Origin of the sequence: Sphingomonas colocasiae (assembly GCF_019880585.1) — a bacterium.
In the GTDB taxonomy this organism is placed as follows: domain Bacteria; phylum Pseudomonadota; class Alphaproteobacteria; order Sphingomonadales; family Sphingomonadaceae; genus Sphingobium_A; species Sphingobium_A colocasiae.
On sequence record NZ_JAINVV010000001.1, the window covers coordinates 38,258 to 61,131 of the forward strand.

At 64.6% G+C, this 22,874-nt stretch carries 22 protein-coding genes; 13 read left to right on the forward strand and 9 right to left on the reverse strand.

Annotation, left to right across the window (positions count from 1 at the left end):
• Window positions 1-23: 23 nt before the first annotated feature.
• The 3 genes from K7G82_RS00185 to K7G82_RS00195 are packed head-to-tail and all read right to left on the reverse strand — an operon-like array spanning window position 24 to window position 2,790.
• A complete protein-coding gene (locus K7G82_RS00185; protein ID WP_222987811.1) occupies window positions 24-683 on the reverse strand; it encodes a TadE/TadG family type IV pilus assembly protein in 660 nt (219 codons plus the stop codon).
• Window positions 680-1,375, reverse strand: coding sequence for a TadE/TadG family type IV pilus assembly protein (locus K7G82_RS00190; RefSeq protein ID WP_222987812.1), 696 nt, complete (start codon window positions 1,373-1,375; stop codon window positions 680-682). Before K7G82_RS00190 ends, K7G82_RS00185 begins: the two co-directional genes overlap by 4 nt.
• Window positions 1,267-2,790, reverse strand: coding sequence for a TadE/TadG family type IV pilus assembly protein (locus tag K7G82_RS00195; RefSeq protein ID WP_222987813.1), 1,524 nt, complete (start codon window positions 2,788-2,790; stop codon window positions 1,267-1,269). The genes K7G82_RS00190 and K7G82_RS00195 overlap by 109 nt, the downstream gene beginning before the upstream one ends.
• Before the next feature lie 146 nt (window positions 2,791-2,936).
• Between K7G82_RS00195 and K7G82_RS00200 the strand changes: the two genes are divergently transcribed.
• Window positions 2,937-3,575: a squalene/phytoene synthase family protein gene (locus tag K7G82_RS00200; protein ID WP_222987814.1), complete on the forward strand. Its 639-nt coding sequence runs from the start codon at window positions 2,937-2,939 to the stop codon at window positions 3,573-3,575.
• Between the two features lie 60 nt (window positions 3,576-3,635).
• Entirely contained in the window at window positions 3,636-4,109 is a 474-nt protein-coding gene (locus K7G82_RS00205; RefSeq protein ID WP_222987815.1) for an EF-hand domain-containing protein, read from the forward strand.
• Here the strand turns inward: K7G82_RS00205 and trmFO are convergent.
• A complete protein-coding gene (gene trmFO / locus K7G82_RS00210; protein WP_222987816.1) occupies window positions 4,051-5,448 on the reverse strand; it encodes a methylenetetrahydrofolate--tRNA-(uracil(54)-C(5))-methyltransferase (FADH(2)-oxidizing) TrmFO in 1,398 nt (465 codons plus the stop codon). The two genes, K7G82_RS00205 and trmFO, sit on opposite strands and share 59 nt — an antisense overlap.
• Before the next feature lie 47 nt (window positions 5,449-5,495).
• Here trmFO and K7G82_RS00215 point away from each other — a divergent pair, with 47 nt between their 5' ends.
• From K7G82_RS00215 to catB, 7 genes are all read left to right on the forward strand, one after another.
• Window positions 5,496-5,927: a DUF488 domain-containing protein gene (locus K7G82_RS00215; protein ID WP_222987817.1), complete on the forward strand. Its 432-nt coding sequence runs from the start codon at window positions 5,496-5,498 to the stop codon at window positions 5,925-5,927.
• 10 nt (window positions 5,928-5,937) lie between these two features.
• Complete coding sequence (locus K7G82_RS00220) at window positions 5,938-6,327, forward strand: VOC family protein (protein WP_222987818.1); 390 nt, start codon at window positions 5,938-5,940, stop codon at window positions 6,325-6,327.
• Window positions 6,309-6,974: a lysoplasmalogenase family protein gene (locus K7G82_RS00225; RefSeq protein ID WP_222987819.1), complete on the forward strand. Its 666-nt coding sequence runs from the start codon at window positions 6,309-6,311 to the stop codon at window positions 6,972-6,974. The genes K7G82_RS00220 and K7G82_RS00225 overlap by 19 nt, the downstream gene beginning before the upstream one ends.
• Window positions 6,975-7,130: 156 nt before the next feature.
• A complete protein-coding gene (locus tag K7G82_RS30140) occupies window positions 7,131-8,480 on the forward strand; it encodes a TonB-dependent receptor plug domain-containing protein (protein WP_343228492.1) in 1,350 nt (449 codons plus the stop codon).
• On the forward strand, window positions 8,456-9,328 hold the full coding sequence (locus tag K7G82_RS30145; RefSeq protein ID WP_343228513.1) for a TonB-dependent receptor domain-containing protein: 873 nt from the start codon (window positions 8,456-8,458) through the stop codon (window positions 9,326-9,328). Before K7G82_RS30140 ends, K7G82_RS30145 begins: the two co-directional genes overlap by 25 nt.
• 31 nt (window positions 9,329-9,359) lie before the next feature.
• Window positions 9,360-10,337 carry a DUF6607 family protein gene (locus K7G82_RS00235; RefSeq protein ID WP_222987820.1) on the forward strand — a complete coding sequence of 326 codons (978 nt, stop codon included), beginning with the start codon at window positions 9,360-9,362 and terminating at the stop codon, window positions 10,335-10,337.
• 250 nt (window positions 10,338-10,587) lie between these two features.
• Window positions 10,588-11,220: a type B chloramphenicol O-acetyltransferase gene (gene catB / locus K7G82_RS00240; RefSeq protein ID WP_222987821.1), complete on the forward strand. Its 633-nt coding sequence runs from the start codon at window positions 10,588-10,590 to the stop codon at window positions 11,218-11,220.
• Window positions 11,221-11,471: 251 nt separating this feature from the next.
• Here catB and K7G82_RS00245 read toward each other — a convergent pair whose 3' ends face one another.
• From K7G82_RS00245 to yaaA, 4 genes are all read right to left on the reverse strand, one after another.
• Complete coding sequence (locus K7G82_RS00245) at window positions 11,472-12,335, reverse strand: cupin-like domain-containing protein (protein ID WP_222987822.1); 864 nt, start codon at window positions 12,333-12,335, stop codon at window positions 11,472-11,474.
• A complete protein-coding gene (locus tag K7G82_RS00250) occupies window positions 12,332-13,486 on the reverse strand; it encodes a GNAT family N-acetyltransferase (protein WP_222987823.1) in 1,155 nt (384 codons plus the stop codon). Before K7G82_RS00250 ends, K7G82_RS00245 begins: the two co-directional genes overlap by 4 nt.
• A 126-nt stretch (window positions 13,487-13,612) precedes the next feature.
• Window positions 13,613-16,357, reverse strand: coding sequence for a DNA gyrase subunit A (gene gyrA, locus K7G82_RS00255; RefSeq protein WP_246623152.1), 2,745 nt, complete (start codon window positions 16,355-16,357; stop codon window positions 13,613-13,615).
• A gap of 117 nt (window positions 16,358-16,474) precedes the next feature.
• A complete protein-coding gene (gene yaaA / locus K7G82_RS00260) occupies window positions 16,475-17,230 on the reverse strand; it encodes a peroxide stress protein YaaA (RefSeq protein WP_222987824.1) in 756 nt (251 codons plus the stop codon).
• 208 nt (window positions 17,231-17,438) lie between these two features.
• Here yaaA and K7G82_RS00265 point away from each other — a divergent pair, with 208 nt between their 5' ends.
• Window positions 17,439-18,680, forward strand: coding sequence for a hypothetical protein (locus K7G82_RS00265; RefSeq protein WP_222987825.1), 1,242 nt, complete (start codon window positions 17,439-17,441; stop codon window positions 18,678-18,680).
• A gap of 212 nt (window positions 18,681-18,892) precedes the next feature.
• Here K7G82_RS00265 and K7G82_RS00270 read toward each other — a convergent pair whose 3' ends face one another.
• The gene (locus tag K7G82_RS00270; protein ID WP_222987826.1) at window positions 18,893-19,378 is read right to left on the reverse strand and encodes an Lrp/AsnC family transcriptional regulator; all 486 of its coding nucleotides are present in this window, start codon (window positions 19,376-19,378) and stop codon (window positions 18,893-18,895) included.
• Window positions 19,379-19,552: 174 nt separating this feature from the next.
• Here K7G82_RS00270 and K7G82_RS00275 point away from each other — a divergent pair, with 174 nt between their 5' ends.
• The 3 genes from K7G82_RS00275 to K7G82_RS00285 are packed head-to-tail and all read left to right on the forward strand — an operon-like array spanning window position 19,553 to window position 22,874.
• Window positions 19,553-21,220, forward strand: a complete 1,668-nt coding sequence (locus K7G82_RS00275) for a sensor histidine kinase (protein ID WP_246623153.1) — start codon at window positions 19,553-19,555, stop codon at window positions 21,218-21,220.
• Window positions 21,213-22,289, forward strand: a complete 1,077-nt coding sequence (locus K7G82_RS00280) for a polysaccharide deacetylase family protein (protein ID WP_222987827.1) — start codon at window positions 21,213-21,215, stop codon at window positions 22,287-22,289. The genes K7G82_RS00275 and K7G82_RS00280 overlap by 8 nt, the downstream gene beginning before the upstream one ends.
• 30 nt (window positions 22,290-22,319) lie before the next feature.
• Window positions 22,320-22,874 (forward strand): pseudouridine synthase, encoded by a 555-nt coding sequence (locus K7G82_RS00285; RefSeq protein WP_222987828.1) that lies wholly within the window; start codon window positions 22,320-22,322, stop codon window positions 22,872-22,874.

Here is a 22,874-nt window from a genome sequence, read left to right on the forward strand (position 1 = left end):
GGCCTTTCAAACGGGCTCCGGGATCAGGTTGCGCTATATGTTCCGCAGGTCGCCTTCTGGCTGCCTGACAGGTTCGATCCGTTCTGGATCGTTCCGTCGGGACGGTCACGCACGAGATAGGCTGACGAATAGCTGATCGTTCGCGCGGCGAAGAAATATTTCCCGATGACCGGCGTGTAGTCGTACTGGATTTCGACGAACACCACCGGGTCACCAGGCTTTGCCTGAATGCGGCGGGTGCCCGAGCCGATTGCTTCCGTCAGTACCTGGCCCTCGGTTCCGTAGCTCGACGTGACCTGTTTGAGGCCCTTGCAGCGCTGCCAGATGATCTTCTGGTCGGTTGTGTTGTTCGTCGTGGCATCGTTGTCCTCGACCTCGGACAGGATGACACGGCCATTCTGCATCAGGTTGATGGAACTGCCGCCAAGCCGGGTGCCGATGAAGATCTCATTGATGTCGACTTCGTCGATGCGATTGCGCACGCGCGCCGCATTGTCCGCCGTCATATGCGCCAATTGGCTGAGCCGTGTGTGGACGATCGCCATATTGGCCAGTTCGCCCCCTCCCAGGAACAGCACCAGGACGGGTGGCATGGTATAGGCGAACTCGATATAGGCGGCCGCCCTGCGCTCACGCAGCAGCCCGCCGATGAACGCACCCGCGGATTTGAGGAACGATCTCATGTCTTGCACACCTTCGGCGGATCGATAACGCCTGCATAGGGCTCGTTCTGCAGTGAGGTCGAGCGCGTGATCGTCGCGACATTTCCCCACCCGAGCCATTTGGTGATCGGGGTGATCCGGTTATATTTCATCGTCACCGTATAATTGACGACGTCTTCCGCGCCGCCCAGGCCGCTGCCTCCCTGCTGCGAATCGTAGAGCCCGTTCTTATTTGCGTCGATCCAGCAATCTCCCACATTGATGGTGCCGATCGGGGCGGTGTCCGTGACGATTTTCTCGGGATTTCCCACGCCAGTGAAATCGCGATAGCTGACGGCGGCGATCTCGATGTTGTTGGCGCTCGTGATCGAGGCGAGGCTGGTGCGGACGAATGTGTCGATCGTCGTCTGGTTCGCATCTTCAAGCGATGCACGGCGCGATGCCTGATGGACGGTACCTTGCAAAACAGCGGTCGCATAGAGCTGATAGGCGACATCGAGCGCGCCCATCAACAAGATGAGCATCGGGGCCAGCAGGATCGCGAACTCGACGGCGGTCGCGCCTCTGCGGTCCCGCCATAAGCGGACAAGGCTGAAGTTCCGGATCACCGGCCCAGCCTCAGATTGCCGACCTTGTCCGAAATCCGCTTGAAGGCCGCGGTCAGGTCGGTCGAGTTGCCGACCGTGATCGCCTGGCTCGTCGTGGTCGCGCAATTCTGCATCGCACTGGAAATCGTCGATCCGCTGGGTAGGATCGCCACCACCCAGATGTCGATGCCGAGTTCTTTCGCGCGGCTGCACATCAGCGTGAAGCGGCGTTCGTGGATCGCCTCGAGCTGCGACTCGGTGGCGTTTTTCGAGGCGGTCCGTCCGGCGGATTTCGGAACGCTGTAGGCCGTATAATAATCGGTTGCGACGTCCATATATCCGTCGGTCATGAAGACGATTGTCTTGGCGACCTTGACGTTGTTGTAGATCGTCGGATTGTCGGCACCGAACACGCCGGTCGACGCGATCATGCGCGTTCCCCAGATGATGCCGGAATCGTGATGGGTGCGCCCTATGCCGGTGGTGAGCGTGTTGACATGTGTGTCGAACCCGTCCTGGGTCGGCCATTCCTGCAGCGCCTTGGCCGGTTTTGGGCAAGCATTCGCGGTCGAAGATGAGCCTTCCGATTGCTCCTGCGTCGGATCGGCGGGCCCCCAGCGTGTCGCGTCGCTGGTCGGCAAGGTCGCGATATCGAGATCATAGGCATCGCTGGGGATGGTGGTGCTCGATGCCGTCAGCGCCGTTGTCGTCGACCGTTCTTCGATACACCCAGTCCAGGTCGAGTTGAACCAGTTCGAGTCATGATTGTAGGCGCTCTTCAGTGTGCCGGCGCTATTATAGTAGGGATAGGGGTTCCGGATATAGTCGGTACTCTTTGCGTAGAGCAGTTTTCCGACATTGACGTTCTGGGAATATTGAACGAATCCGATTCTCAAGCGAAGACTTTTCACTGTAAGAGCATCGCGTGCAGGAATAAGGTCCGTGTAGAGTTTCTTGATCGCGGTCCTCATGTTCGACATTTTCGAATTGCTGGCTTCGCTGGATGCCGAGCAACTGATATCGGCGCCAATGGCGCAATTCATCGAACCGGTCGTATCCAGGACGAACATGACATCGGTGTTGACGTAATATTCCTCCGCCTCACAGCTTACATTGACACGAATGTCCCTGACGTTGACGATCTTCAATATGGTGGTGGGAACGCTTGTCGAGGCATCGATCTGGAGCTGATTGTCCGATGTCTTGCTCGCGAATACGCGGTTTGCGGCGGAACTGCTGTCCTGGGTGATCTGGGCGGAACCCATCGTTCCGTTCGGGAAATTGTAGAAGAAGAAGCGATAGGCTTCATCCTTGTCTTCGGTGGCAAGGACATTGCCGGACATCGATTTGCGCCCGGCCAGCGCGCCGGCGTCGCAGGCCTGCTGCATGCGGCTTTGAACAAGATAGGCGCGGCTCAGATCGACGGCGCCGCCGATCATGCCCGCGATCGGGACAAGCGCGCCGGCCATGAGCAGCATGGTATTGCCAGCCTTGTCACGTGCCAGGCGCGACAGAAAGCCGCGCGCGGAGCGCAAATCCATTGTCCCACGACCCTTTGACATTCCCGCCCCACCCATCAATCAGCACCTCGCCGGTTCCCACTGGCGCGATCGAAATCGGAGCAGATTTAAGGCCAAATGATTAAACAACCCTTATGTGGCGGGAGTCCCCGGGGCATGGAGAGCGTGTGGAACTGAGTCTGGCCTTGCACTATGCACCCGCCTCCGCGCGGGATGATCTTACGCTCCTCTTCGCGCTCGACGCGAAGCTGGCGGATATCCTGCGGACCACGCGCGAGCCGCTGATCGGCGAGATGCGACTGGTCTGGTGGCGCGACGCGCTTATGGACCTGCGCGCCGGCGATGCGCCGGCGGAGCCGCTCCTGCGGGATCTGGCGGTGAGCAGGCTTGCGCCGGAGCTTATGGCGGGCATGGCCGAGGGATGGGCCGAATTGCTGGTTCCCTTTCCAATCGAGGATCATGCGCTTGTCGCCTTCGCCGCGGGGCGGGGCGGGGCTCTGTTTCGAGCTGGGGGCGGCAGACTGGGTATCGAAGATCTCGACGCACTGGACATGGCGGGGCGGGGCTGGGCGTTGACCGATTTCGCCTTTCACTGCTCGGACGCGGAGACCAGCCGGCGTGCGCTGGCGCTGGCGCGGCCGTTGCTCGATACGGCGTTTGCGGTGCGCTGGCCGAAGGCGGTGCGGTCTTTGGGCATGATCGCAACGCTTGCTCGGCGTGACGCACAGCCCGGCCTGCCGCCGGCCAGGCCGGGCTCTCCCGCACGTCAGATCGCGATGTTGCGCCACCGGCTGACTGGCCGCTGAGGCCTTGCGCGGCGGCGGCGGCGGGTTAGCATATCTCCCTGGCGAAACGGGGAGAGCGGGATGGAACGGTTCCTGGCGGGGGTGGCTGCGGCGGTGCTGCTGATGGGGGCCGGATTCCTGCTATGGCGGGGATGGCAGCAGAATGATCTGCCGCCGCCGCCCAAGCTCGCGGCCCGGGGGCTCGATCTGCCAATTCTGGGCGATGCGATGGCGCAACCGCCTGCCGCCACCGAAAAGACGCGCGAGGAAAAGCGGTTCAACCGCTACGACAAGGACAAGAACGAGGAGATCGCGGCCGAGGAATATTTCGCAAGCCGGCGCAAGGCATTCGCGAAGCTCGATGTCGATCGCGACGGACGACTGTCCTTCGACGAATGGTCGATCAAGACGCGCGAGAAATTCGCCAAGGCCGATGCCGATCGTTCGGGCAAGCTCAACCGAACCGAATTCGCGACGACCGCGGTCGTGCGGAAGGTCAAGCCGAAGCCGGATTGCCCGCCGGCTCGGCCTGTTCCGGAGGAAGAGGAGAGCTGACGGTCTCCGCACCGATCCACTCGGCCAGCGCGGCGCGCGCGCGATCCGTGTAGAGCAGCTTTCGATCCGCCTTCTTCGTCTTTCGTTCCAGCGCCAGCGGCGGAAACAGCCCGAAATTGACGTTCATCGGCTGATAGTCGTCGATCGCCGCGCCACCGGTGATGTGGCCGAGCAGGGCGCCGAGCGCGGTGGTTGCCGGCGGCGGGGCGAGCGTGGCGCCCGATAGCTCCGCGGCCGCGAACCGGCCCGCCAGCAGGCCGACCGCCGAGGATTCGACATAGCCTTCGCAGCCGGTGATCTGTCCGGCGAAGCGGATATGCGGCGCGCTCTTCAGCCGCAATTCGCCGTCGAGCAGCCTGGGCGACTGGATGAAGGTGTTGCGATGAAGCCCGCCGAGCCGCGCGAACTCCGCTTTTTCAAGGCCGGGGATCGTGCGGAACAGCCGCACCTGTTCGGCATGTTTGAGCTTGGTCTGGAAACCGACCATGTTCCACAGGGTGCCCAGCGCATTGTCCTGCCGGAGCTGGACCACCGCCCAGGGCCAGCGGCCGGTGCGGGGATCGTCGAGCCCGACGGGTTTCATCGGGCCGAAGCGCAGCGTGTCGAGTCCGCGCTCCGCCATCACCTCGATCGGCATGCAGCCCTCGAAATAGGGCGTGTCCTTTTCCCATTCCTTGAATTCGGTCTTTTCGCCGTCGAGCAGGCCCTGGTGGAAGGCGAGATACTGCTCCTTGGTCATCGGGCAGTTGATATAATCCTTGCCGTCGCCGTCGGGGCCGACCTTGTCCCAGCGGCTGGCCATCCAGCAGATGTCCATGTCGATGCTGTCGCGATGGACGATGGGCGCGATCGCGTCGAAAAAGGCGAGCGCATCCGCGCCGGTCTCGACGCCGATGCTTTCGGCCAGGCGCGCGGCGGTGAGCGGACCGGTGGCGACGATCACCGGGCCGGCGGTCGGCAGCGCATCGATCCGTTCGCGTACGATCTCGATATTCGGATGCGTCTCCAGCGCGGCGGTGACGCCCGCGGAGAAGCCGTCGCGATCGACCGCGAGCGCGGAGCCTGCAGGCACTTTGTGGATATCGGCCTGCGCCATGGTCAGCGATCCGAGCGCGCGCATTTCGGCATGGAGCAGCCCGACCGCGTTGCTCGATGCGTCGTCGGAGCGGAAGCTGTTCGAACAGACGAGTTCGGCGAGCCCGTCGGTCTGGTGCGCCGGCGTCATCTCGCCGCCGCCGCGCATCTCGGAAAGCCGAACTTTCACGCCGGCATTGGCGAGCTGCCATGCCGCCTCGGAACCGGCCAGGCCGCCGCCTATGATGTGGATCTGGTAAGTCATCGACTGGCCTCTAGGGCAGGGCATGCGTCTTTGCTATGCTCGCGACCATGAAGCTGTTCACAATCGGCTATGAAGGCGCCACGCAGGATCAGTTCATCGCTGTGCTCAAGGGGGCGGGCGTCGAACGCGTCATCGACGTGCGGGCGGTGCCGCTGTCGCGCAAGCCGGGTTTTTCGAAGAATGTGCTTGCCGCCGGATTGAAGGATGCCGGCATCGACTATGTCCACCTGAAGGCATTGGGCACGCCGCCCGATGGGCGTGATGCGGCGCGCAAGGGCAATCGCGCCGGGCTGGAACGCGTCTATGCCGGGCAGTTGGAATTGCCCGAGGCGATGGTGCAGGCCGAACAGATGCGCGAACTGGCGAACGAGAAACCGAGCGCGCTGCTCTGTTTCGAGCGCGATCCTGGCATATGTCATCGCACGCTGCTGCATCGTGCGGTCACCGCCGATGCCGAAATCGTCGATCTTTTTGTCTGAGGAGCCCGCAATGATCGATCATATCGGCATCGCGATATCGGATCTGGCACGGTCTCGCGCCTTTTACGCACGGGCGTTGGCGCCGCTCGGCATCGTCGAGTTGATGGAAGTCGGCCCGGAACTGACCGAGTCCAGCGGGACCGCTATCGGCTATGGCGCGAACGGAAAACCCTTTTTCTGGATTGGCGACAATGAGCGCGTGGGGCAGGGGACGCATGTCGCCTTCGCGGTCGAGGATCGCGCGATGGTCGACGCGTTTCATGCGGCCGCGCTCTCGGCCGGCGGCACCGATCATGGCGCGCCCGGGCTCAGGCCGCATTATCATCCCGATTATTATGCGGCGTTCGTGTTCGATCCTGACGGGATCAACGTGGAGGCGGTGTGCCACAAGCCGGGCTGAGCAGGGCGGCGCGCATCCTGGTCGCGCTCAGCATCGCCTTCGGCCTCAGCTATATTCCGGTGCTTGGCCTTTCCTGGTCGTCGGATATCGGCACGGTCTGGAAGGGCGCGGGCGTGGCTCTGCTCGCGGTCGCCGCGGCGGTCGAGGCGCGCGGGCGGGACGGCTGGCTGCTCGCGTCGATGCTGGCCCTGGGGGCGCTCGGCGACGTTCTGCTTGAAATCGCCGGCCTCACGGCGGGGGCTCTTGCATTCATGGCCGCGCATATCGTGGCGATCACGCTCTATCTCGCCAATCGCCGGCCCGCTTTGGCACCCAGCCAGCTTATCCTAGCGCTGGCCGTGGTTCCGCTTGGAACCTTCATCGCCTGGTCCTTGCCCGCCGATCGGGCACAGGCAGGCGGAGTCGGGCTTTACGCGCTGTTCGTCGCTGCGATGGCGGGTGCTGCCTGGGCAAGCCGCTTTCCGCGGCTGCGCACCGGCATCGGCGCGATGATGTTCCTGGTGTCCGACCTGCTGATCTTCGCGCGCATGGGCGCGTTCGAAGGGGCTATCTGGATCGGCACCGCGATCTGGCTGCTCTATTATCTCGGCCAGCTCCTCATCTTCCTGGGCGTGGCCCGGTCGCTGACGGCGTCCATCGGCGGCTGAGCCGCCAAATCGAGAGTTTTCGTTGTTTCCATTGCCCGACCCTGGCGGTCGGACGGCCTTGGCGTGGCCCGTTCGCCGAGGTCGCTTGACGCGCGGTCAATCACAATTCTAAAGCGCTATCGAGAATCACTATCAATATCATTTCGGGGATCTTCGATGCGCCATTCTTCCTTGTCGGCCGTGATTGCGTGCGCGCTCGCCGCACCTGCCTGGGCGGAAGCTCCGGCGGATGACGATGCGGCGCGCGCGCCGGCGATCACGGTGATCGCGACGCGCGCGCCCGAAAAGGTCGAGGACGTGCCCGCTACGGTCACCGTGAAGACCGACGAGCAGATCGCCGACGAAATGGCGTCGGACATCAAGGATCTTGTCCGTTTCGAACCCGGCGTCAGCGTTCGCCAGTCGCCCAGCCGTTTCGGCGCGGCGCTTGGCGTCACCGGGCGTGACGGCGCATCGAGCTTCAATATCCGCGGGCTCGACGGCAATCGCGTGCTGATCCAGGTCGATGGTGTGCGCGTGCCCGACGGTTTCGAATTCGGCGCGCAGGCTGCCGGGCGTGGCGGCTATGTCGATCTGGGGCTGGTCAAGTCGGTCGAGATCCTGCGTGGACCCGCCTCGGCGCTTTACGGCAGCGACGGTCTTGCCGGCGCGGTCAGCTTCACCACCAGTGATCCCGCCGATCTGATCGGGGAAGGGCGGAGTTTCGGCGGCCGGGTACGGGCATCCTATGACAGCGCGGACGAGGAGTTCAGCGAAACCGCGATCCTTGCCGGACGCAGCGGCCGCTGGTCGGCGATGCTCGCCTATACGCGCCGTGACGGCCATGAACTCGACAATATGGGGACCAATCGCTCGCCCGATTCACGGCGGACCGCGCCCAATCCGCAGGACACGACATCGGACGCGCTGCTGGGCAAGATCGTCTACGAAACCGGCCCGAACAGCCGCATCCGGCTGACCGGCGAATATCAGAAATCGGCGGTCGACACGAATGTGCTGAGCGGAGTTGCGCCGACGCCGACGCCGCCCGCGACGCTCGCGGCCACGGCGGTGATCGGCCTTCAGGCGCATGACACGGTCTCACGCAATCGCGCCGCGATCGACTGGCGCTATGATGGCGACGGCGCGATCGATTTCGCGCAGGTCACCGCCTATTGGCAGGATGGCGAGAACCGCCAGTTCATCGCCGAGGATCGCAATACGGCGGCGGACCGCACGAGGCTCAACATCTTCGAGAATCGTGTCATCGGCGCAGCCGCCGATTTCCGCAGCGGCTTCGATACCGGCGCGATCTCTCACGAGCTGGCATGGGGCGCCGACGCTTCGGTCACGCGGCAGAAGGGTTTGCGGAGCGGTACGGTGCCGACCGCGCCCGAAACCTTCCCGACCCGCGCATTCCCGGTCACCGATTTCACGCTGGCGGGCGCTTATCTGTCGATCGGATCGAGATCGCCGATGGCCGATTCACCCTCTATCCCGCGATCCGCTTCGACTATTATGATCTGAGCCCCAAGGACGATCCGCTGCTGCCGACCTTCGCGGCCGCCAAGCAGAACGGATCGCGCCTGTCTCCCAAGATCGGCGCGGTCGCGAAACTCGGGGGCGGGGCCAGCCTGTTCGCGAACTATGCCCATGGCTTCAAGGCGCCGGCGCCGAGCCAGGTCAACCAGTTCTTCGAAAACCTGACCTCGCCCTTCGGTGCCTATCGCACCATTCCCAATCCGGATCTCAAGCCGGAGACGAGCAAATCGATCGAGGGCGGCGTGCGTTTCGCCAGCGATCATGTGCTGGCGGGGATCACCGGCTTCAGCGGCCGGTTCCGCAATTTCATCAGCCAGGAAACGGTGAGCCCGGTCGGCGCCAATCCGACCATCTATCAATATGTCAATCTGGCCCGCGTGAAGATCGAGGGGATCGAAGGCAAGCTGGAAGTGCATGGCGACAGCGGCCTGTTCGGCCAACTCGCCATTTCCTATGCCAAGGGCGACAGTTTTCGCGGGGCCGTGCGCGCGCCACTCCAGAGCATCGATCCGCTCAAGCTGGTGGCGGGCATCGGCTGGCGCGATCCGGGCAACCGCTTCGGCGGCCAGTTCATAATGACGCATTCGGCGCGCAAGGAGGAAAGCCGCGCCGCGGCGGGCAATTACCGGCCCGGGGATTTCACGATCCTGGACGCCACCGCCTTTGTCCGCGTCGCCGAAGCGTTCACGCTGCGTGCGGGCATCTTCAACATCCTTGACGAGAAATATGCGTGGTGGAGCGATGTTCGCGGATTGGCGGCGAGCAGCACCGTGACCGACGCCTATACCCAGCCGGGCCGCAATATCAGCGTCTCGCTGACCGCGCGCTTCTGACCGCGCTTCGACCGAAACGAGAGGGACAATCATGAAACAGTCGATCGCGCGTCTCGCGCTTGCGGGCATGGCGGCGCTTCACATCATCGCGTTCGCGCCGGCGGCACCGGCGCAGGGCGCGGCGCAGACCGCCGTGCAGAGCGGTTTCGAGGCGGATCGCAAGGCCATTCTCGGCATGGCGGGCACGTTCCACGTCAACTTCGATTTCCGCGAAACCGTGCCGTGGAGCGCCGATTACAAGCCGATCGATCCGAAAACATCGGGCGGGTTCGAAGTTGTCCGCGTGGTCGAGGATACCGGCCGGATCATCCGCCTCCAGCATATCCTGGTGGTGAGCCATGAGGGCGAGGTCTTCCTCGTCAAGCACTGGCGGCAGGACTGGAGCTATGAGCCCGCGACCTTGCTCGAATATCAGGGCGCGGGTCACTGGAAACTGAAGCCGGTGCCGGAGGCCGAACGCAAGGGCGCATGGTCGCAGACGGTGTGGCAGACCGACGATTCTCCGCGTTATGGTGGGGTGGGGCGCTGGCAGCACGATCTGGGCGCGCCGCGCTGGACCAGCGCGGAGACCTGGCGTCCGCTCGCGCGCCGCGATGCCGTGCGCAAGCCGGTCTATGATCGCTATCTCGGCGTCAATCGCCATGCGCTGACGCCCGATGGCTGGGTGCATACCCAGGACAATATGAAGCTCGCCTCGCGCGGCGGATCGCTGTCCGCCGTGGTGCAGGAGACCGTGATCAACAGCTACGATACCGACACCGGCTTCCAGGTCGCCAAGGCCGATGAATATTGGGAGAAGACCAAGGCCTATTGGGCGGCGGTGCGCGCCGCCTGGGATGCCGCGATCGTGGCGCATGACGGCGTGACCGTGCAGGAGGAGCCGGAGAACGGATCGGTCACCGGTCCGAAACTGATGAAACTGGCCGATGAGGTCGCCAAGGGTGGCAAGACCGCCGCCGCCGCCATCGCAGAGGCGAAGGCCGTCATCGCTGCGGCGACGGGGGCCTGAAGCATCCACGGCCTGTAAGGCTCAAACGGCGCTGGCTTATGCCTGCCCCCTCTTGCCAGCAGGGGGCGGCAGCGGATATCCGCACCGGCATGAAGACCGCGCCGTGTAGCATCTGCATGGGGTTCCCGCGCGACTGACGCGAGGAACATCGGGCTGAACGGGCGGGCGCCTTGTTCGGCCACGCATTGTCTTTGTCTCGACGGCTCCGGCGCCTCCGTGCGGGCGGAGCCGCCATGCAGCGAGCATCTTCATGACCAATTATTTCGAAAGTCCGTTCAAGGGCATCCCGCTTCGGCGTCAGGTGACTCATCCCAACATCATTGTCGGCCGTTACAGTTATTATTCGGGCTATTATCACGGGCACGGTTTCGACGATTGCGCCCGCTACCTGCTGCCCGACGCGAATGCCGACAGGCTGATCATCGGCAGTTTCTGTTCGATCGGTTCGGGCGCCGCCTTCATCATGGCCGGCAATCAGGGGCACCGGCACGACTGGATCAGCAGCTTTCCGTTCCATTTCTACCCCGATGCACCCGAGTTCGCGGGCGCGGAGAACGGCTATCTGCCGGCGGGTGACACGGTGATCGGGCATGATGTCTGGGTCGGGTCCGAAGCGGTGATCCTGCCCGGCATCCATGTCGGCGACGGCGCGATCATCGGGACACGGGCGCTGGTGACGCGCGACGTCGAACCCTATGCGATTGTCGGCGGCAATCCCGCCAGGCCGATCCGCAAGCGGTTCAGCGACGCATGCATTGCCATGCTGCTGGAGATGGAGTGGTGGCATTGGTCCGAAGCGGCACTCAGCGCGGCGATGCCATTGCTGACAAGCGGTGATATCGCGGCTCTGCACGGCCATTGGCGCCGATCGATCCGCCGCTGACGTCGGTCAATCGGGGGAGCGGCTCCGTCCGCTCCCCATCCTGCATTGTCGTTTCGCAGGGTCGCCGATAAATCCGGCATATGATCGGCGATGTTCTTGCGGATATTCTGTCGTTGTTTGGCGGGGGAGATCTGGTGCCCTCACGCAAGCGGCGAAGTCCGCCTCCATCCGCCGAACCACCCTGCAGAACCAGGCGGGAAGCGCGCCGGGCCAGACGTCAGGCAAAGGAAGACCGCAATCGATAAAGCGGCTCAGGCGCCTTTGATCGTCCGCACCGCCTTGGCATAGGCGCGGTGCGCGATCGCCTTTGTGCGGTTGCGCTGAGGGAAGCGGCCGGGGGCGCTGGGATCGAGGCCCAGCTTGCGCAGGTAATGATTGGCGAGGCGCGCGTCCGCCTCTTCCAGGCTCCAGTCCGATCGCCAGGTGACCGACAGGGATATCGACACCTCCGGCCCGTTCTGCACCCAGTGCGGCGCCTTGACCGGCACATGGATCGCCTTGCCAGGCGTCAGCGTAAAGGCTTGCCCCTTGGCCCCGAACGCCTCCTGCCAGGGCAGGTTGCGATGATGCTCGCCGCGATGAAAGGCTTCATGTGCATAGTGGCTGGCGAGTTCCGCGTCATCGGCGGGGAAGACTGTCATCGTCTTGCTGCCGCGGATCTGGAGCAGGATGTTGTGCTCTGGATCGAAATGGAAGGGCGTGACCGCATTGGGGGACGAGACGAAGATGAAGGCCTCGAGCTTGTCCATCGGCCCGGTGACGGGATCGATCACCGGCACGATCTCCGCCAGCGCGCCGTTCAGCAGCGCGGCATAGCCCGGATCCTGCTCGACATTCTTGAGCACCATCCATGATCCATTCTCCTCGATCGACCGGATCGTCTCCTCGATGCCCAGGCCGTTGCCCGGCGTGGCGGCGGGATCGACGCCGATCGGCAGCGTGCCGCTGTTATATTCGACGCTCTTCGCGGGCAGGCGCGCGCCGAGTTCGGCGAGCGATTCCAGGGTCAGCAGCGGATGGGCGAGCAACCGGTGCGGCAGAGGCGCGGGTGTTTCGGGATAGGCGGCGGCAAGCGCGTCGCGCGATGCGTCGTCGAAAGCGAGGATATCGGTCATGTCGCGCCTTTCCGGTCGGCAAGCAGGGTACGAAGCGTCGCCGACGCGTTTTCGGCGGCGCGGCAGAGTTTGAATTCTACGCGGCGGGCCATGCCCGACAGCGGCAGGGTGATACGGACGATCGATCGCCGTTCGGTCCAGAGCCGGTCGATCATCGGATGGCCTTCGGCGGCGCAACTGTCCATCCAGCCGATCGTATCGGAGCCCAGCACCCGCGCGATATTGTCGAGCTCGATCAGCACGCCAGGGGAGAAGCGCGAAAATTCCTCGTCATAGGCGATCTTGTAGGAGAAGCTGCCCGGCGTTGCCTGGAAATTGACGAGCATGGCGATTGCCCGCCCGTCCAGGTCCAGCCGCAGCATGTCGAGCGCGCGCGCGTCGGCTGCGCCCCGGATCACCGCCTCGAAAAAGCCGCGCGTGGCATCGGCATTGGCCAGCGCCTCGCCATCGCTGCCTTTCCAGCCAGCACTTTCCAGCCGCAGGAATTCGGCGGCCCAGGCGGCGGGATTGTCCGACGTGCCGCATATCCGCGTCTCGACCTTGCCGAGCTCGCCCAGGCGGTTGGCGAGCCGACGGAACTCCTTGCGTTTCTTGCCGCGGATCGCGTGCTCGATATAGGCATCGGCGTCGAGATCGCTTTCGAGCAGCGCGCGCGAGCGATGATGGACGGTGTCGCAGGGGCGCCCGCGCGCCTGCGCGGCGGCGACAAAACCACGATGCACGGGGCCATGCTCGGCGATATGGGTGATGTGGACGAAGCCGCGCGCCCAGTCATGGCCATCGAACAGGCCGATCAGCGCCGCCGCGGCCTCGGTCTCGTGCCCGGCGCGCAGCAGCGGCGTCCCCAGGAAGCTCTGGCCGTGTACCCAGTTTTCGACATGGGGCGCGGGCATCCGGCCGTAGCGTGGGGCGATGACGACGGGCATCAGCGCGATCATCATCCGGCCCGTGGTGACGACGGCGATGCGAATGTCCGCGCCATCGGAAAGATGGGCCAGGCTTGGCAACAGGAACCAGGGTTCCAGGAAGCTGTTGGGTTCGGCGGCATGGCGCACCAGATCACGCCAGCTTGTCACCAGCGCAGGGTCGAGCGCGTCGGGCGCAAGCAACATCGCCGCCGGCGCCGGGCCGGCGGGCGCTCCCCGTGTCATGGCGGGGATTCCGGGCTCTACGCCCATGCGGATTGCCGGCAGCGCACCATGTGCCGGCCTTAGCCGGTGACGCTTAATTTTCCGGAAAGACGATGGGTTAACGCGGCCTCGGTGGCCGCCTGCCGGTTATTCGCCGGCAGGCGCTTCGGGGGTGCCGCTCTCGACTTCTCCGATTGCTTCGGTCGCCTCCGCGTCGGCTTCGGCCTCGTCGTCGCTTTCCTCGATCTTCGCGGCGCTCACGACATGCTCATTGTCGGAGACGTTGAACAGGCGGACGCCCGCGCTGCCACGGCCGATCACGCGCAGCGTATCCAGCCCCATGCGGATCAGCTTGGCCTGATCGGTGACGAGCATGAGCTGTTCGTGCGCATGCGCGGGGAAGCTGGCGACCACCGGTCCGTTGCGGCCGATATTGTCGATATTGGTGATGCCCTGGCCACCGCGGTTGGTGCGGCGATATTCATAGGCCGAGCTGCGCTTGCCATAGCCGTTGGCGCAGACGGTGAGGATGAATTCCTCCTCGTCCTCAAGCTGCTTCATGCGCTCGGGCGAAAGCGTCGGCTCGTTCTCGTTCTCCTTCCACGGCGCGGCGCGGAGATAGGCCTCGCGCTCCTCCGTGGAGGCGTCCGAGCCATGCAGAATGGAGAGCGAGATCACCTCGTCGCCATCCTTCAGCGTGATGCCGCGCACGCCGGTCGAGGTGCGGCTCTGGAATTCGCGCACCGCCGTCGCTTCGAAGCGGATCGCCTTGCCCTGGCGTGTCACGAGCAGGACGTCGTCCTCTTCGGTCAGCAATGCGACGCCGATCAGCCGATCGGTCGCGTCCTCGTCGAAACGCATCGCGAACTTGCCGTTGGTCGGCACGTTGGAGAAGGAATCCATGCTGTTGCGGCGGACGCCGCCATGCGCGGTCGCGAAGATCACATGGAGCTTGCTCCACTCCGCTTCGTCCTCGGGCAATGTCAGCACGGTCGAGATCGTCTCGCCTTCGGCCAGCGGCAGCAGGTTGTTCATCGATCGGCCACGCGTGGCGGGGGCACCTTCGGGCAGGCGCCACACCTTCATGCGATAGACCTTGCCATGCGTCGAGAAGAACAGCACCGGCGTGTGGGTGGACGTCACGAACAGCTCGGTGATGGCGTCCTCGTCCTTCGTCGCCATGCCGGCGCGGCCCTTGCCGCCCCGCTTCTGCGCGCGGAACGTGTCGAGGCTGGTGCGCTTGATATAGCCGCCCATGGTGACGGTGACGACCATCTCCTCGCGCTCGATCAGATCCTCGTCGTCGATGCCGTCGGCGGCGGGGGCGATCTGGGTCTTGCGCGGCGTCGCGAATTCGTCTCGAACCGCCTGGATTTCGTCGCGCATCACGCCGTAGAGCTTGATGCGATCCGCCAGGATCGCGAGCAGTTCGGCGATGCTGTCGGCGAGGATCTTGAGCTCGTTGCCGATCTCGTCGCGGCCCAGCGCGGTCAGGCGGTGCAGGCGCAGGTCCAGGATCGCGCGGACCTGGAGTTCGGAGAGGCGATAGGTGTCGCCCTCCACCTCGTGCTCGACAGCTTCGACCAGCCGGATATAGCCGGCGATCTCCGCCACAGGCCATTCACGCGCGAGCAGTGCTGCGCGCGCTTCGGCGGGGCTTGAGGAGCCGCGGATGATGCGGACGACCTCGTCCAGATTGCTGACCGCGATGACGAGGCCGAGCAACAGGTGCGCGCGTTCGCGCGCTTTCATCAGTTCGAACTTGGAACGGCGGGTGATGACCTCTTCACGGAATGTGACGAAGGCCTCGATGATGTCGCGCAGGTTCAGCAATTCGGGGCGGCCGCCGCGGATCGCCAGCATGTTAGCGGGGAAGCTGGTCTGCGCAGGCGTATGGCGCCAGAGCTGGTTCAGCACGACATCGGGCGTCGCGTCGCGCTTCAGATCGATGACGATGCGGACGCCCAGGCGGTTGGATTCGTCGCGAATGTCCGAAATGCCTTCGATCCGCTTGTCCTTGGCGGCTTCGGCGATCTTCTCGACCAGATTGTTCTTGCCGGTCTGATAGGGGATTTCGGTGAGGACGATCGAACGACGATCGCCGCGGCCTTCCTCGACGACATGCCTGGAGCGCATGATGATCGATCCGCGCCCGGTGTGATAGGCGGAACGCGCACCGTGCTGGCCCAGGATCAATGCGCCGGTCGGGAAATCGGGGCCGGGCACGATCTGGATCAGATCGTCGACGGTGACTTCCTCTCCGCCCAGCACGCCGCGGTCGATATAGGCGAGGCAGGCGTCGATGACTTCGCCCAGATTATGCGGCGGGATGTTGGTCGCCATGCCGACGGCGATGCCGCCGGCGCCGTTGACCAGCAGATTGGGGAAACGTGCGGGCAGAACCTGCGGCTCGGTCTCCGAGGCGTCGTAGTTCGGCGTGAAATCGACCGTGTCCTTGTCGAGATCCTCGAGCAGGTAATTGGTCACCTTGGCGAGCCGCGCTTCGGTATACCGCATCGCCGCCGGCTCGTCGGGATCCATCGATCCGAAATTGCCCTGGCCGTCGATCAGCATCACCCGCATCGACCAGTCCTGCGCCAGGCGCGCGAGGGCCATGTAGATCGCGCTGTCGCCATGCGGGTGATATTTACCCATGACGTCGCCGACGATGCGGCTGCACTTGCGATAGGGGCGTCCGGCGACATAGCCCGCTTCCTGGCAGGCATAGAGGATGCGGCGGTGGACGGGCTTCAGGCCGTCTCGCACGTCGGGCAGCGCGCGGCTGACGATCACCGACATCGCATAGTCGAGATAGCTCGACTTCATCTCGTCGACGATGTTGATCGGGGTAATGTCCGAAGGGTCGGCGAGGACGGTCTCGTCGGTGCTCAATTTCGTGCTTTCAGATTTGTTTCGTGTCGATGACACGTCCTAGCCCATGGGCAAGGGCAGCGCCACCCCTCGCGCGCGTACGCACGTACGCGCGCGCACGAAAGTTTCGATGCGATCTCAGCGGCGGATGAAGCGCCAGAGCGTCTCGTCGCTGCCTTCGGGTTCGAAGCGATAGCCGTCGGTGTCGAACCCCTTCAGCGCTTCGACGTCGCGATGATGATGTTCGCAGATGAAGCGCGCCATCGTGCCGCGCGCGCGCTTGGCGGCGAAGCTGTTGAAGCGCAGCCCGGCCGGGCCTTCCTCGCGGAAATCGATGGTGATCACGCGGATGGCGGGATCGAGCCGGCCTTCCACCGCGCCCCAATATTCGCGGCTGGCCAGGTTGACGATCGTGTCCGATCCTTCCGCCTTCAGGTCCGCCGCCGCGAGATCGGCGATGCGCTGACCCCAGAAACCGTAGAGGTCGCCGCTTGCGGGCGCCCAGCGCGTGCCCATTTCAAGGCGGTAGGGGCGGATCGCGTCGAGCGGACGGAGCAGGCCGTAGAGGCCCGAGAGGATGCGGACATGATCCTGCGCGAAGCGGATTGCGCCTTCATCCAGCGTCCGCGCCTCGAATCCGACATAGACGTCACCGGCAAAGGCGTAGATGGCGGGCCGCGTCGGCAGGTTGGCGAAATTCGCGTAGCGCTCCGCGTTGAGCACCGCGAGATTCTCGGAAATGTCCATGATCGCCATCAGCCGCTGGGCGGACAGCGTGGCGGCGGCGTCGGCGAGAATCGCCGATTCGGATTCGAAGCGCGGGCTCGTCGCGGCAAAGGCCGGGATTTCAGAGCCATAGTCGAGCGATTTCGCGGGAGAGAGGAAAGCCAACATTGCGCGCCGCCTAGACCATCGGGCTTGGCCGCGTCAAAGTGATAGCGCGCAACCGCGTTCAACCGCGATTAAGCGCCGGAACCGCAAGAGGAATGAGCCGTTGCACGGTCGGTCGTTGCAAGGCTTGTGCCGCAAGGCCGGCAGGATTAGGCAGCGTGGCGAACGCGCGGTGACGGCGCGGCCATGATTCAGATTGGAGAAACGATCAATGAAACTGGTATCGAAGACGGCGCTCGGAATCGTGCTGGCGCTGGGCTCCGTGTCGATCGCGGCGCTTCCCGCGCAGGCGCAGAAGAAGCCCAAGGAAGAAAAAGCCGCGCCGCTGAAGCTCAGCAAGGAATTCCGTGAGGCCGCCGGTCCGATCGACAAGGTGTACAAGGCGCAGGATTGGCCGGGCACCATGGCCGCCATCGACGCCGCAGAGCCGGCCGCCAAGACGCCGGAGGAAATCTACACGCTCAACCAGTACCGCCTGGACGTCGGCACCAAGACGCAGAACACGGCCGCGCAGGAAAAGGCGATCACCGCCATGCTCGGCACCGGCCTGCTTCCGGCCGCCGATGTCGGCAAATATCACTTCTTCGCCGGCAAGTTCGCGTCGGATCGCAAGGACTATGCGAAGGCGGAGACCGAATATGCCGCTGCTGCGGCCGCCAACTACGCCACCACCGATCTCTATCTGAGCCAGGCCAAGATCTATGCCGACACCGGCAAATATCCGCAGGTCCTGACGACGCTCGAAAAGGCGATCCAGGCTGAGGAAGCCACGGGCAAGAAGGCGCCGGAGGATTGGTACAAGTTCGGTTTCGGTCAGGCGTACAAGGGCAAGCTGAACAGCGAAGTCACGCGCTGGACGATGATGCACGTGAAGGCCTATCCTTCGGCCGAGAATTGGCGGACCGCGCTGGTGCTGTTCCGCGACAGCCAGAATCCGGCCGACAAGCCGCTGATCGACCTTTACCGCCTGATGCTCGCGACCGATTCGCTTGCGGGCGAGAAGGATCATTATGAATATGCTTTCCTCGCGAGCCGCGCCGGTTTGCCGGGCGAAGCGAAGCTGGTGCTCGATCACCTGAAGGCGAGCAAGTCGCCCGGCACCAGCCCTGACGTCAACGAACTGCACAAGGAAGTGACCGCCAAGGTCGCCGGCGACCGTGCGTCGCTTGCAGCGGAAGAGAAGAGCGCGGCCGGTGCGGCGAACGGCGTCAGCGCCTCCGGCGTCGCCAATGCCTATCTCGGCTATGGCGATTATGCGAAGGCGGTGACCCTGTACGAACTGGCGCTGCAAAAGGGCGGCGTCGATGCCGACGAGGTCAACACCCGTCTCGGCATCGCGCTCGCGCGCCAGGGGCAGAAGGATGCCGCCAAGGCGGCCTTCGCCAAGGTGCAGGGTGCGCCCCGCGCCGGTATCGCGCAATATTGGACGGCCTGGCTCGACAAGACCGCCTGAGCGTTCTGACCCATGAAAAGAGGGGCGGTGCTTCGCGCGCCGCCCCTTTTTCGTGTCCGTCACTCAAGCTGGCAATGCGCGCGGCCGCGTTTCAGGACGATTTATTAGTTCGATGGAATCGTCGAACGACCCGAGCCACAGGCCAGCGACGCGAAAATCACTGTAAAATATGGCTCCCGAACATGCGATCCGCTTCCAGCGGATCACCTGCTCTAGGGCAGGTCGACATCTTCGAAGGGCACACCGGGTTCGTATTTCGAACGGCGGATGGTCAGCGACGTTTTCACGCTGATCACATTGGGTGCGGGGGTGAGTTTGGATGTCAGGAAATTCTGGAAGCTCTGAAGGTCGCGCGCGACGATCTTCAGCAGGAAATCGATTTCGCCGTTGAGCATGTAGCATTCGCGCACTTCCGGCAGGTCCGCGACATGATTCTCGAACGCCTGCAGATCGGCTTCCGCCTGGCTGCGCAGGCTGACCATCGCGAAGATGGTGATGCCATAGCCGAGCGCCGCCTGATCGAGCCGGGCGTTGTAGCCCTGGATCACCCCGGCATCTTCCAGGCTGCGGACGCGCCGCAGGCAGGGTGGGGCCGTAAGCCCGATGCGCGAGGCGAGTTCGACATTCGTCATGCGTCCGTCGCCCTGAAGCAGGGCGAGAATCTGACGATCGAGATCGTCGATGGATAATTGCGCCATCAGAAGAACTTCCATTCCGGTATAGGCGCCAGTGTATAATTTAATTACGAGCCATTGCAATTGTCCCACATTGCAACGGCAGCTTTTTCCTGGGTTCCCCTGAACCTTCGCCTTGGCTATCCAGCTTGGCAGCGGGCCGCGAAATGGGGCCTGGCATTGCGAGGAGCGAGCGCTTTGCGGTTCGACGACATGGCGGCGACGGTGATTGCGCGATCGGGCGCGACGCCGGAGGCACGCCGCGTCGCCTGGCGCCAGCTCGTCGATCTTGTGGCCCAGTGCCGCACCGACCATGATCAGGTGGATACCGTGTACGGCACGCTGCGGGCCTGGCGCGGTGGGGTTCCCGCCGTCGAGCGGGCACAGACCGCGCGTGCTCTTGCCGGCCGCAGGATTCCGCCCGCGCTGTTCGCCTTTTTCGCGGAGGACGGCGCGGGGATCGCGGCGCCGCTCGCGCGTACGGCGCGATTCGATGTCGATCAATGGACCGCCTTGCTGCCGGCGCTTCCGCCGCCCGTGCGTGCGCTGCTGCGGCATCGCACCGATCTGGACCCCGCAGTGGCGCATGCGCTGGCCAGCTTCGGCGCCGCCGATATGGTGATCGCCGGCCCGTCCGCGGAAACCGCTTTCGAATCTCAGGCTGAAACGGATCCCGTCGCGGCGCTGGACGGACCGCCCGAGCCCGATCCGTTGACCGGCGGGGTACAGATCCGCGAGTTGGTCGATCGTATCGCCGCCTATCGTCGCGAACGTCCACTCCCTGCGGCCGAGGCGGGGCCGAGCGTGGACACGGCGCAGGCGGAGGCCTTTCGCTTCGAAACCGGATCGGACGGTATCGTCACCTGGGTCGAGGGCGCCCCGCGTGAGCCGCTGATCGGCATTTCGATCGCGGCGGTGGCCGATGCGCATGATCATGGTGTCGATGGCCATGTCGCCGGTGCCTATCGCCGCCGCGCCCCGTTCCGCGATGCGCGGTTGTCTGTCGCCGGGGGCGGGGCATCGTCGGGCGAATGGCGGATTTCCGCCGTGCCTTTCTTCAATCACAAGGATGGCCGCTTCACCGGCTATCGCGGCACTGCCCGCCGTCCGCGCATCGACGAGGTCGCGCGCGTGCCCGGCGGCGGCACCGGCCTCTATGGATCGGCGCTGCCGCCCGAGTCGCTGCGCCAGCTTGTCCATGAACTGCGCACGCCGCTCAACGCGATCCTCGGTTTCGCCGAGATGATCGATCGGCAGATGCTTGGGCCGGCCGCGCAGGATTATCGGTCGAAGGCGATCGAGATATTGGGGGAGGCGCGCCGACTACTCGGCGCCGTTGACGATCTCGACACCGCCGCACGTGTAGACAGTAACGCGCTGCGGCTGGAACGTGCGCGGGTCGATGGTGCGGCGCTGCTTGAGCGCGTCTGCGGCGAGCTCGCGCCGCTCACCGACGATCGCGGCGTTCATCTGCGGGTGAGCGTCGCGCGGGGCCTGCCCGCCTTGTCGGTGGACCCGTCGGCGCTTGAACGCATGTTTTCGCGCCTGCTGGCGGCGGTGATCGCGGTCACCGCGTCGGGGGAAGCGCTCAGCGTCAAGCTGGAGCCCGAAACCTCGCAGGTCGCGCTCAGGATCGGGCGCCCGCGCGCGTTGGGGGAACAGGACGAGCGCGCGCTGCTCGATCCCGGCTACAGCCCCGATGGCGACTGGCCGGAAGCGCCGCTGCTGGGCCTCGGTTTCGCGCTGCGCCTGGTGCGCAATCTGGCGCTTGCTGCGGGCGGGCAGTTCGTGATCGGTGCGGACAGTTTCGCGCTGGTCCTGCCTGGCGCGATCGGGACGCCGGCGAAGGGGGAAAATAGTGGCTGACGCGATCGCCGAGCCGCAGCTTGCCGGGAATGCAGAAATCAATGTCGCGGATCGGGGCGTGCGGATCGACGTACCGCCGCCCGCCTCCGCACATGCGCCGCTCGCTGCCGATTTCGGCCGGCGCTTCTTCGTCGTGTGCGATACCGAGGAGGAGTTCGACTGGACCAAGCCGCTGGCGCGCGAGAATGTCGCGACCGAGACGGTGCGGGCGCTTCCCGAAGGCCAGGCGATGTTCGAGGCGAATGGTGTCGCGCCCTGTTATGTCGTCGATCATCCCATCGCCGACAGCGACGAGGCGGTCGCGATCATGGGGCCGTGGCTCGAAAGCGGCGCCTGCTCGATCGGCACCCAGCTTCACACCTGGGTCAATCCGCCGTTCGAGGAAGAACTGACGCCGCGCAACAGCTTCTGCGGCAATCTTCCGCCCGCGCTCGAGCGTGCGAAGATCGTGGCGCTGACCGAACGGATCGCCGAGCGTTTCGGCAAGCGGCCCGACATCTATCGCGCCGGTCGCTACGGCATCGGCCCCAACAGCGCCGCCATCCTGGAATCATTGGGTTATCGGCTGGACGTCTCGGTGCGCAGCCTGTTCCGCTATCATGGCGAAGGCGGGCCGGATTTCATCGGCTTCGGGCTGGAGCCTTTCTGGGCCGGTCCCAAGGGGACCCTGCTCGAAGTGCCGCTGACCGCCGCCTTTATCGGCCATCTGCGCGTCTTCGGGCGTTCGCTGCACCGGCTCAGCCAGATCCTGCCGCGCGGCGAGGGCATATTGTCGCGCACCGGCCTGTTCACGCGCGTGCCGCTGACGCCCGAAGGTTATGGCAAGCATGAGGCGTGCGAGGCGATCCGTGTGCTGGCGGGGGAAGGGCTCGATATCTTCAGCCTGTCCTTTCATTCGCCGTCGCTGGAAGCCGGTTTTACCCCCTATGTTCGCGACGCTGCCGATCTCAGGGAGTTCTACGCCTGGTGGGATGCGGTGTTCGCCGAGTTCGCGAGACTGGGCATCCGGCCGACCGGGCTGGACGAGATTGTCGCGGCGGCCTGGCGGAAGCGCGCGGGCGCGCGCTGAACCGATCTTGATGAAGCCTGAAAGCGTGCGATGGCGCGGCTGATCCTGTTCAACAAGCCTTATGGCGTGCTCTCGCAATTCACCGATCGCGGAACCGAGGGCGCGCGGGCGACCTTGTCCGATTTCATCGATATGCCCGGGGTTTATCCGGCCGGCCGGCTCGATCGCGACAGCGAGGGGCTTTTGCTGCTGACCGACGACGGCAGGCTTCAGGCGCGCATCGCGGATCCGCGCTTCAAACTGCCCAAGACCTATCTCGTCCAAGTGGAGGGCGATCCCGATGATGCCGCTCTCGAACCGCTGAGGCGCGGCGTGATGCTCAATGACGGCCCGACGCGACCGGCAGAGGCGGAATGTATCGATGATCCGGCGCTCTGGCTGCGCGATCCGCCCGTGCGTTTCCGCAAGAGCGTGCCGGATCGCTGGATCAGCCTGACGATCCGTGAAGGGCGCAATCGCCAGGTGCGCCGCATGACCGCCGCGATCGGCTATCCCACGCTCCGCCTCGTGCGCTGGCGCATTGGCGACTGGGCGCTGGATGGCGTGGCGCCCGGCGAATGGCGCGCCGCCGCTGTGAAGGGCTGA

What these genes read in the sequence shown, in the direction of transcription:
- K7G82_RS00185 (WP_222987811.1), bottom strand. Translation starts at nt 683, where the DNA reads ATGAGATCGTTCCTCAAATCCGCGGGTGCGTTCATCGGCGGGCTGCTG.
- K7G82_RS00195 (WP_222987813.1), bottom strand. Translation starts at nt 2,790, where the DNA reads ATGGATTTGCGCTCCGCGCGCGGCTTTCTGTCGCGCCTGGCACGTGAC.
- K7G82_RS00205 (WP_222987815.1), top strand. Translation starts at nt 3,636, where the DNA reads ATGGAACGGTTCCTGGCGGGGGTGGCTGCGGCGGTGCTGCTGATGGGG.
- trmFO (WP_222987816.1), bottom strand. Translation starts at nt 5,448, where the DNA reads ATGACTTACCAGATCCACATCATAGGCGGCGGCCTGGCCGGTTCCGAG.
- K7G82_RS00215 (WP_222987817.1), top strand. Translation starts at nt 5,496, where the DNA reads ATGAAGCTGTTCACAATCGGCTATGAAGGCGCCACGCAGGATCAGTTC.
- K7G82_RS00220 (WP_222987818.1), top strand. Translation starts at nt 5,938, where the DNA reads ATGATCGATCATATCGGCATCGCGATATCGGATCTGGCACGGTCTCGC.
- K7G82_RS30140 (WP_343228492.1), top strand. Translation starts at nt 7,131, where the DNA reads ATGCGCCATTCTTCCTTGTCGGCCGTGATTGCGTGCGCGCTCGCCGCA.
- K7G82_RS00235 (WP_222987820.1), top strand. Translation starts at nt 9,360, where the DNA reads ATGAAACAGTCGATCGCGCGTCTCGCGCTTGCGGGCATGGCGGCGCTT.
- catB (WP_222987821.1), top strand. Translation starts at nt 10,588, where the DNA reads ATGACCAATTATTTCGAAAGTCCGTTCAAGGGCATCCCGCTTCGGCGT.
- K7G82_RS00245 (WP_222987822.1), bottom strand. Translation starts at nt 12,335, where the DNA reads ATGACCGATATCCTCGCTTTCGACGACGCATCGCGCGACGCGCTTGCC.
- K7G82_RS00250 (WP_222987823.1), bottom strand. Translation starts at nt 13,486, where the DNA reads ATGACACGGGGAGCGCCCGCCGGCCCGGCGCCGGCGGCGATGTTGCTT.
- yaaA (WP_222987824.1), bottom strand. Translation starts at nt 17,230, where the DNA reads ATGTTGGCTTTCCTCTCTCCCGCGAAATCGCTCGACTATGGCTCTGAA.
- K7G82_RS00265 (WP_222987825.1), top strand. Translation starts at nt 17,439, where the DNA reads ATGAAACTGGTATCGAAGACGGCGCTCGGAATCGTGCTGGCGCTGGGC.
- K7G82_RS00270 (WP_222987826.1), bottom strand. Translation starts at nt 19,378, where the DNA reads ATGGCGCAATTATCCATCGACGATCTCGATCGTCAGATTCTCGCCCTG.
- K7G82_RS00285 (WP_222987828.1), top strand. Translation starts at nt 22,320, where the DNA reads ATGGCGCGGCTGATCCTGTTCAACAAGCCTTATGGCGTGCTCTCGCAA.